Genomic DNA, 8324 nt, shown 5'->3' with positions numbered 1-8324 from the left:
CTAGCCCTTTTGCTTCGAGCTCCTGAAACTTAATCTCCGGGTCGGGGTGACGAGTCCCTGGCGGCGCACAGACAGCCGGACGCCCCCCCGCGTACGCGGAGGGCCTTCCGGCGTTCCCGGCCCGGTCCGTCCGCCCCGGGCCCGTGGTACTCAGCGGGTGTCGAGCACGGCCGTGGCGACGGCGTCGGGGCGGTCGAACATCAGCAGGTGGCCCGCCGGGGCGGTGGTGCGGAAGTCCGCGCCGAGCCGCCGGGCCAGCTCCCGCTGGACGGCCAGCCACTCCAGGGTGCTCCGGCTGCGGAGGCCGTCGTCCGCGGCGAGGACGGTGACCGGCAGTCCCGCGGGCAGCGGATCGGTCAGCCGCAGCCCGTCCAGCTCGGCGGCCACGTCCAGGTAGCGGGAGTTCTCCCGCAGCAGGGCCCGCAGCGAGCGGCCGGTGCGGTAGCAGTGCCGGACCAGCGGCGCCGGGGCGAGATCCTCCCGCCGGACGGTCGAGGCCCGGGCCACCAGGCGGCGCACCGAGGGCCCGAGCAGGTACGGCACGGCGACGGCGGTGGCGGCCCCGGCGACGGTCCGGGCCGCGAGGTCGCGCAGGGCCGGGGCCGGGCGGGGCCGCGGCGCCGCCTCCACACTGCCGTCGAGCATCACCAGGCCGGCCGTCCGCTCCGGGTACAGCCGGGCGAAGGCCTCGGCGTGGAAGCCGGCCAGCGAGTGCCCGGCGACGGTGGCCGGCTCGCGCAGCCCGAGCGCGTCCAGCACGCCGAGGATGCGGGCCGCCTCCCCGGCGGCGCTCTGCACCGGCCGGCCGGCGGGTTCGGGGGCGCTCAGGCCGTAGCCGGGCCGGTCGAAGCGGACCACCGTGCGGTACGGGGTGAGGAAGGGCACCACGAGGTCCCAGTCGAACCAGCTGCTGCCGAGTCCGCCGCTCAGCACGCAGACCGGGCCCCGGCCCTCGCTCCGCACGTGCAGCGGGATGCCGTCGATCCGTACGCAGCGGGCGGTGCCGCGGGGCGCGGCGGTGGCGGCCGTCATGCGGAGGCCCGCCTCTCGGCGGCGGGGACGCGCTGGCCGGGGACCCGCGGGGCGCCGGGGTCCGGGGCGAGGTCGAGGCGGCCGGGCCCGACCGGGGCGACCGTCGCCGCCCCCGGTCCGGCGGCGGACCGGCTCCGCCCGACGACGCGGCTGCCGCGGGCGCCCCCGGAGGCGACGGAGTACGCGAAGAGGGCCAGCCAGACCGCCACCAGCAGGACCTGCAGCCGCTGGCCGGCGCCGAGCGACCAGGTGCCGTGGCCGGACTCGAAGGCGGCGATCGCGGCGAGGCTCCAGGTGGTGGCCAGCAGTTCGGCGCCCAGCAGCCAGGGCCCGTACCGGCGCACCGGCGGCCACCAGCCGTAGCGGCGGGCCGCCACGGTGAGGGTGACGAGGGCGAGCAGCGCGCCGGTCATGGCGAGGCTGCTGCTGACGGCGTGCGCGGCGTGGGTGGCCGGGACGAGTCCGGCGGTCTCGCGGGCCGCGCACTCGGGGTCGCTGGTGGGGGTGCAGCTGAGCGGCAGCCGGGAGTCGGCGGCGGTGGCGGCGCCGAACAGCGCGAGCGCCGCCCAGCCGGTGACCGCCCAGCGGCGGCGGCCCGCCCGGCCGAGCCGCCCGCGCCGGCGCAGGCCGGTCAGGGCGATCGCGGCGGCGACGAGGACGGCGAGGCCGGCCACCAGGTCGGTGGCGCGGAAGAGCCCGCCGAGCGGCTGGTTCTCGGCGGCGAGTTCGCTGATGTAGGCCTGCACCGGGTCGAGTCCGGTGCTCAGCACGACCTCCAGCACCCACGCGGTGTACGCCACCGCACTGAGCAGCAGCAGGGCCGCGACGACGGGGCGGGTTCTGGGCACGTTTTCCACCCTAACGGCCTACAAACCAGGTCCCAACCGGTCGGAAACGTTCCGTTTTGAACAGCGATCCGACCGGGCCGGTCCGGGACCGTGCGGGGCACCCCCCGGGACCGTGTATTGTTCTCCAGGTCAGCAGGCGCCGCTAGCTCAGTTGGTTAGAGCAGCTGACTCTTAATCAGCGGGTCCGGGGTTCGAGTCCCTGGCGGCGCACAGACACCGGGGAGCCTCTCGCAGCAGCGAGGGGCTCTCCGGATTTTTGCGCCCTCGCATGCCCGTTTTGCGTGCGATGCCCTGTGATGTCGGTCTCGATCGCCGCCCGCGCGGCGCGGACCGGGGCGTCCGGTGCGTTCGGCGCAGTAGACCGGGGAGCGGAACGAACATCCCAGGACGGGACGAACCTCCCGGCACGGGACGACACCGGCACCGCCGGCACCCCCGACCCCATCCGTCCGCGCGCGGCCCGCCCGGCCCGCCGATCGCAGGAAGGCCGCCGCCTTGTCCCGTAACGCCCGGAGCGGCCCCCAGCGACCCCGGCGCACCAGTTGGCGCCGCCTCGTCCCGACCTGGCGGCTGACCCTGCTGGGCCTCGCGGTCTCGCTGCTGCTCGGCGTCGGCCTGTTCGCGGTCGGCATCGCCGTGGTGAAGGTCCCGGACGCGCACGCCGCCGCGACCGCCCAGAGCAACACCTGGCTCTACCAGGACGGCTCGGTCATCGCCCGGACCGGCCAGACCAACCGGCAGAACGTCCCGCTGGAGCGGATCTCCCCGGCCGCCCGGCACGCCGCGCTGGCCGCCGAGGACCGCAACTTCTACCACGAGGGCGCCGTCAACGTCCCCGGCATGATCCGCGCGGCCGTGAACACCGCCAAGGGCCGGGGCACCCAGGGCGGCTCCACGATCACCCAGCAGTACGTGAAGAACACCTACCTGGACCAGACGCAGAGCGTCACCCGGAAGGTCAAGGAGCTCTTCATCGCCATCAAGGTGGACGCCGTCGACTCCAAGGACGAGATCCTCGCCGGCTACCTCAACACCTCCTACTACGGGCGCGGCGCGTACGGCATCCAGGCCGCGGCCCAGGCGTACTTCGGCGTCGACGCGTCCGAGCTGGACGCCGCCCAGGGCGCGTACCTGGCCGCCCTGCTGAACGCCCCCAGCGCGTACGACGTCGCCACCGCGACCGCGGCCGGCCGGCAGAACGCCGTCAACCGCTGGAACTACGTGCTGGACGGCATGGTCAAGGAGGGCTGGCTCCCCGCCGAGGAGCGCGCCGCCGCCGCCTTCCCCGAGGTCCGCGACCCGCAGCCCAACCCGGGCCTGTCCGGCCAGGCCGGCTACCTGGTGGACGCCGCCACCCAGTACCTGACCGCCAACCGGATCATCGAGGAGTCGGAGCTCGCCAAGGGCGGCTACACCATCCGGCTCACCGTGGACGCGGGGCGCGAGCAGGCCCTGAAGGACGCGGTGCAGTCCCAGCTGACCGACAACCTCAAGCCCGACAGCCGGAAGAAGGACGCCGCCGCGCAGGCCGGCGCCGTCTCGGTGGACCCGAGGACCGGCGCGGTGGTCGCGCTGTACGGCGGTACCGACTACACCCGGCACTACATCGACAACGCCACCCGGCGGGACTACCAGGCCGGCTCGACCTTCAAGGCGATCGCCCTGGCGGCGGCCCTGGAGAACGAGGCCAGGACCCAGGACGGCCGGACGATCACCCCGCGCACCGTCTACGACGGCACCAGCGGCCGCAAGGTCCGCGGCGGCAAGGGCACCGCGTACGCGCCGCCGAACGAGGGCGGCAAGGACTACGGCCAGGTGACCCTGCAGCAGGCCACCGACTGGTCGGTGAACTCGGCCTTCGCCCAGCTCGCCCAGGACACCGGCCTGCAGAAGGTGCGCGACACCGGCATCGCGCTCGGCCTGCCCGGCAACACCCCCGGGCTCGACCCCGTGCCGTCGATCCCGCTGGGCACCGCCACCCCGAGCGTCCTCGACCTCGCCGGCGTCTACGCCACGCTGGACAACGGCGGCCGGCAGATCACGCCCTGGCTGGTGCAGTCGGTGGAGCGCGAGGGCGAGCAGCTGGCCCTGCCGGCCCGCAAGGCCACCCAGGCGATCAGCGAGCAGACCGCCGACCGGGTCACCGCGATGCTGAAGGGCGTGGTGAGCGACCCGGGCGGCACCGGCTGGCGAGCAAAGGCACTGGGCCGCCCGGCGGCCGGCAAGACCGGCACCACGGACGACCAGAAGTCGGTCTGGTTCGTCGGCTACACGCCCGAGCTGGTGACGGCCGTCGCGCTGTTCGGCCAGGACCCGGCCACCGGGGCGCAGGTCAGCCTGAGCGGCACCGGCGGCGTCGACGGCGCGGCCGGCGGGCACTACCCCGCGCAGATCTGGACCGCCTACATGAAGGCCGCCCTGAAGGGGCAGCCGGTGACGGACTTCCGGACGGCCGCCGACCTGCCCGCCGGCGCCGACGTGCCGGTCGGCCCGACCGGCACGCCCTCCGCCACCCCGGCCGCCCCGAGCGGGACCCCGACCGGCCCGTCGGCGGGCGCCTCGCCGCAGGCCCCGGCCGGCTCCGGCGGGACGGGCGGGCGCTCCCCGTGGGGCGGGGACGGCCCGGGCGGCGGCTCCGGCACGCAGCCGAGCACCGCGCCCACCCGGCCCGGCACCTCGCCGCAGCCAACCACCACGCCCCGGCCCACCCGGACGCCGGCGCCGACCGGCACGCCGTCCACCACACCGCCGACCGGCGGTACGGGCGGATCGGGCGGCTCCGGCGGCTCCGACAGCTCCGGCGTGGACGCCCTCGTGGAGGCCGTCCGGTAGTGACACGCCGTGACCGGCCGATCCGATTCCCGGCACGGCCGTCACGGGTGGTCACGGCAACGGACAGAACGGCAGGACCGAATGCCGAAATGGCGCCTTACATAACCGGCGGTACGACTGCCACAATGCGTCGGTGCACAGCTCAAAGCCCCATTTCGGTCGTTCCCGGGCCGGATCGCTCGGAATCACCCTCGCCCTGGTCTCGGCGCTCGCCTTCGGCGGCTCCGGGACGGCCGCCAAACCCCTGATCGGGCTCGGGCTCTCCCCCCTGCACGTCGTCTGGCTCCGGGTCACCGGCGCGGCCGTGATCCTGCTGCCGCTCGCCTACCGGCACCGCCACGCCGTGCTGCGCCGCCCCGGCCTGCTCATCGGCTTCGGCCTGCTCGCCGTGGCCGGCGTCCAGGCCTGCTACTTCGCCGCCATCTCGCGGATCCCGGTCGGCGTCGCCCTGCTGATCGAGTACCTCGGCCCGCCGCTGCTCATCGGCTACGTGCGGTTCGTCCAGCGCAAGCCGATCAGCCGGGGCGCGGCGATCGGCGCCGGTGTCGCCGTCGCCGGCCTGGCCTGCGTGGTGGAGGTCTGGAACGGGCTGAGCTTCGACGCGCTCGGCGTCCTGTTCGCCCTCGGCGCGGCCTGCTGCCAGGTCGGCTACTTCGTGCTCGCCGACGCCGGCAGCCGGGGCGACCGCCCGGTCGACCCGATCGCCGTCAGCGCGTACGGCCTGCTGATCGGCGCGGTCGTGCTCACCGCGATCACCCGCCCCTGGGAGGCGGACTGGAGCCTGCTCGGCGGCTCGGCCGTGATGAACGGGCACAGCCTGCCCGCCGTGATCCCGGCCGCGTGGATGATCCTGGTGGCGACCGTGCTGGCCTACCTCACCGGCGTGATCGCCGTCCGGCATCTGTCGCCGCCGGTCGCGGGAGTGGTGGCCAACCTGGAGGCGGTCGTCGCCACCGTGCTCGCCTGGGTCCTGCTCGGCGAGCACCTGGGCCTGCCGCAGATGGCCGGCGGCCTGCTCGTCCTGGCCGGCGCGTTCGCCGCCCAGGCGACCAAGCCGGCCGGCGCGGGCCCGTCCGAACCGTCCCGCGACCTCTGCACGGCCGACGACCTCGGCGCGGCCGAAGGAGTCGGCGCGGCCGAAGGAGTCGGCGCGGCCGGAGGGGTCAGCGGCCGACCCAGCCGAACCAGTCGAGGTGGCTGAGCGGCCACACCACGCCCGACACCGGACCGACCACGTTCTCCACCGGCACCGCGCCGCCGCCCGGGCCGCTGCGGTTGTACCGGGAGTCGGCGGAGTCGCTGCGGTGGTCGCCCTCGACCCAGATGTACCCCTTCGGCACCGTCACCGGCCCGAAGTCCAGCCCCGCACAGGAGTCGTCGCCGGGGTGGAGGTACGGCTCGTCCACCTTCGCCCCGTCGACGGTCAGGGTGTCGCCGGCGCACTGCACGGTCTGGCCGCCGGTCGCGATGACCCGCTTGACCAGGTAGTTGTCGTCCTTCGGCGGCACCAGTCCGACGAAGCTCAGCGCGGAGCCGATCGCCCCGGTCAGCGCGTTGCCGTCGACCGGCTGCGGCGGCAGCCAGCCGCCCGGGTCCTTGAAGACCACCGGCTCGCCGCGCCCCGGCTCCCAGCCGGTCAGCGGTGCGAGCTTGTTCACCCCGACCCGGTCGCCGATCCGCAGCGTGTTCTCCATCGAACCGGACGGGATGGTGAACACCTGGAACAGGCAGGTCTTGATCACCAGCGCCACCAGCAGGCCGATCGCGGCCATCACGGGGATCTCGATCCACCACGGGCGGTGGCGCCGGCCGGCTCTCCGGGCGCGCCTGCCGCGCGCGGCTCTGCGGGCCGCCGCGCGGCCTCCGGTGCCCGGAGCCGCCGTCGAGGCCGCTGCCTCCGATGTCTCCGACAGGTTCGCCGCCATCGTCGCAGTGCCACCTCTCCGGCTGGGGAACCTGCACGCTACGCCAACCGTGAAGCGTCACGAAATCCGACTTTTAGCCGGGGCCGACAGCCGCGGCCCGCCGGGCTGGCCGCAGTGGTGCCGGGGGCGGGCCGGGGACGGTGCCGGGGGCGGGCCGGGGACGGTGCCGGAAAGCGGCCGACGGCGGTGGCGGACGGCGGCCGGGCGTCCCTCGGCCGGCACCGGGACGGGGGCCCGGGCTCAGGCGAGGGGCTCAGGCGTGGGCCTGGGCTCAGGCGCGGGGCCGGGCTCAGGCGCGGGCGATGGCCTCGTGGTGCCGGATGACCTCGGCGATGATGAAGTTCAGGAACTTCTCCGCGAACACCGGGTCCAGGTGCGCGCCCGCGGCCAGCTCCCGCAGCCGCTTGATCTGGTCGCGCTCGCGGGCCGGGTCGGCCGGGGGCAGCTTGTGCTCGGCCTTGAGGCGGCCGACCCGCTGGGTGGCCTTGAAGCGCTCGGCGAGCATGTGGACCACCGCGGCGTCGATGTTGTCGATGCTCTCGCGCAGGCTGGTCAGCTCGGCGCGCACGGCGTCGTCGATCCCCCCGGGCAGGTCGGTGCCGGCGGCGGGGTTCGTCGGGTGATCCGTCATTGGGGCGGCTCCACGGCTGTCGGACTCGTCGGGGTGGCTCCCGACCGGCTGGCTCCCGGGCCGTCGTGCTCGCCGTCCGGGCGCTGCGGGAAGCGTCCGCCGTCCGTTCACCGTCCGCCGTGCGCCGTCCGTCCGGGGTCCCTGCGGCCGGGGTCGGACCTGGGCAAATTTAACAGGCCGCCCGGCGGGCCCCCGCACCGTTCGGCCCATCCGTCCACGATCCGGACACGGCACGGTCCGGCCGCCGCCCGACACCGACCCGGCCACGTAGGCTGGGGCGCGCATGACCGGAAGTGACGAATCAGCAGTCCCTCAGCAACGGAGGCACCGATCGTGGCAACCACCCGTACCGCACGCACCGCGTGGGAAGGCAACCTGCTCCAGGGCACCGGACAGGTGACCTTCGCCTCCTCCGGCATCGGCGAGTACCCGGTCTCCTGGCCGTCCCGCGCCGAGGAGGCGAACGGCAAGACCAGCCCCGAGGAGCTCATCGCCGCCGCGCACTCCGCCTGTTTCTCGATGGCCCTCTCGCACGGCCTGGCCGGCGCGGACACCCCGCCCACCAAGCTGGAGACCACGGCCGACGTGACCTTCCAGCCCGGCACCGGCATCACCGGCATCCACCTGACCGTGGTCGGCACCGTGCCCGGCCTGGACGAGGCCGGCTTCGTGAAGGCCGCCGAGGACGCCAAGGCGAACTGCCCGGTCAGCCAGGCGCTGACCGGCACCACCATCACCCTGACGGCCAAGCTGGCCTGACGCCCGGACAGCCGGAGCGGTTCGCGCCGCTCCGGCCCGACGGGTCGTCACCACGGCTGCCCCGCACGGTTGTGCGCCCTCGCACAGAGGGCGTACATCCGGCGTACACGCCCCCGGCACGCATCGATCGGTGCGTACCGGGGGCGTCCGCATGTTCCACCGCACTCGACCCGAAAGCGGACGAATCACCCTACTGGCTGTCACCGGCCCTCGGCCACGCGTCCTATGATCGGCCGCAGCGACGCCCGTCTGCCAGGGGCGCACTCGACGGAGTACCGGAGCCGGCCGCCGTACTCC

7 protein-coding genes and 1 tRNA gene are annotated in these 8324 nt (G+C 74.9%); 4 read left to right on the top strand and 4 right to left on the bottom strand.

From position 1 onward, the window contains the following. Positions 1-150 precede the first annotated feature (150 nt). Entirely contained in the window at positions 151-1032 is an 882-nt protein-coding gene (locus ACWGB8_RS23950; protein ID WP_452215613.1) for an alpha/beta fold hydrolase, read from the bottom strand. Next, positions 1029-1880: a DUF998 domain-containing protein gene (locus ACWGB8_RS23945; protein ID WP_452215612.1), complete on the bottom strand. Its 852-nt coding sequence runs from the start codon at positions 1878-1880 to the stop codon at positions 1029-1031. Before ACWGB8_RS23945 ends, ACWGB8_RS23950 begins: the two co-directional genes overlap by 4 nt. Positions 1881-2016: 136 nt before the next feature. Between ACWGB8_RS23945 and ACWGB8_RS23940 the strand changes: the two genes are divergently transcribed. The 3 genes from ACWGB8_RS23940 (at position 2017) to ACWGB8_RS23930 (ending at position 5913) form a co-directional block, all read left to right on the top strand. Then, a tRNA-Lys gene (locus ACWGB8_RS23940) sits at positions 2017-2090 on the top strand. Between the two features lie 285 nt (positions 2091-2375). After that, positions 2376-4712, top strand: coding sequence for a transglycosylase domain-containing protein (locus tag ACWGB8_RS23935; RefSeq protein ID WP_452215611.1), 2337 nt, complete (start codon positions 2376-2378; stop codon positions 4710-4712). A gap of 133 nt (positions 4713-4845) precedes the next feature. After that, positions 4846-5913: an EamA family transporter gene (locus tag ACWGB8_RS23930; RefSeq protein ID WP_452215610.1), complete on the top strand. Its 1068-nt coding sequence runs from the start codon at positions 4846-4848 to the stop codon at positions 5911-5913. Here the strand turns inward: ACWGB8_RS23930 and lepB are convergent. Both lepB and ACWGB8_RS23920 read right to left on the bottom strand, forming a co-directional pair. Then, positions 5876-6484 (bottom strand): signal peptidase I, encoded by a 609-nt coding sequence (gene lepB, locus ACWGB8_RS23925; RefSeq protein ID WP_452215609.1) that lies wholly within the window; start codon positions 6482-6484, stop codon positions 5876-5878. The two genes, ACWGB8_RS23930 and lepB, sit on opposite strands and share 38 nt — an antisense overlap. A gap of 442 nt (positions 6485-6926) precedes the next feature. Beyond that, the gene (locus tag ACWGB8_RS23920; RefSeq protein ID WP_452215608.1) at positions 6927-7268 is read right to left on the bottom strand and encodes a chorismate mutase; all 342 of its coding nucleotides are present in this window, start codon (positions 7266-7268) and stop codon (positions 6927-6929) included. Between the two features lie 333 nt (positions 7269-7601). On the opposite strand from ACWGB8_RS23920, the gene ACWGB8_RS23915 reads away from it, so the two are divergent. After that, on the top strand, positions 7602-8027 hold the full coding sequence (locus tag ACWGB8_RS23915) for an OsmC family protein (protein ID WP_452215607.1): 426 nt from the start codon (positions 7602-7604) through the stop codon (positions 8025-8027). Positions 8028-8324 lie beyond the last annotated feature (297 nt).

It is taken from the genome of Kitasatospora sp. NPDC054939 (assembly GCF_053610105.1).
The sequence above is the reverse complement of the archived record's forward strand: the minus strand, read 5'-3'. Positions and strand labels throughout refer to the sequence as shown.

Bases quoted from the DNA above. Each gene is read 5' to 3' on its own strand.
- ACWGB8_RS23950 (WP_452215613.1), bottom strand. From the start codon at position 1,032: ATGACGGCCGCCACCGCCGCGCCCCGCGGCACCGCCCGCTGCGTACGG.
- lepB (WP_452215609.1), bottom strand. From the start codon at position 6,484: ATGGCCGCGATCGGCCTGCTGGTGGCGCTGGTGATCAAGACCTGCCTG.
- ACWGB8_RS23920 (WP_452215608.1), bottom strand. From the start codon at position 7,268: ATGACGGATCACCCGACGAACCCCGCCGCCGGCACCGACCTGCCCGGG.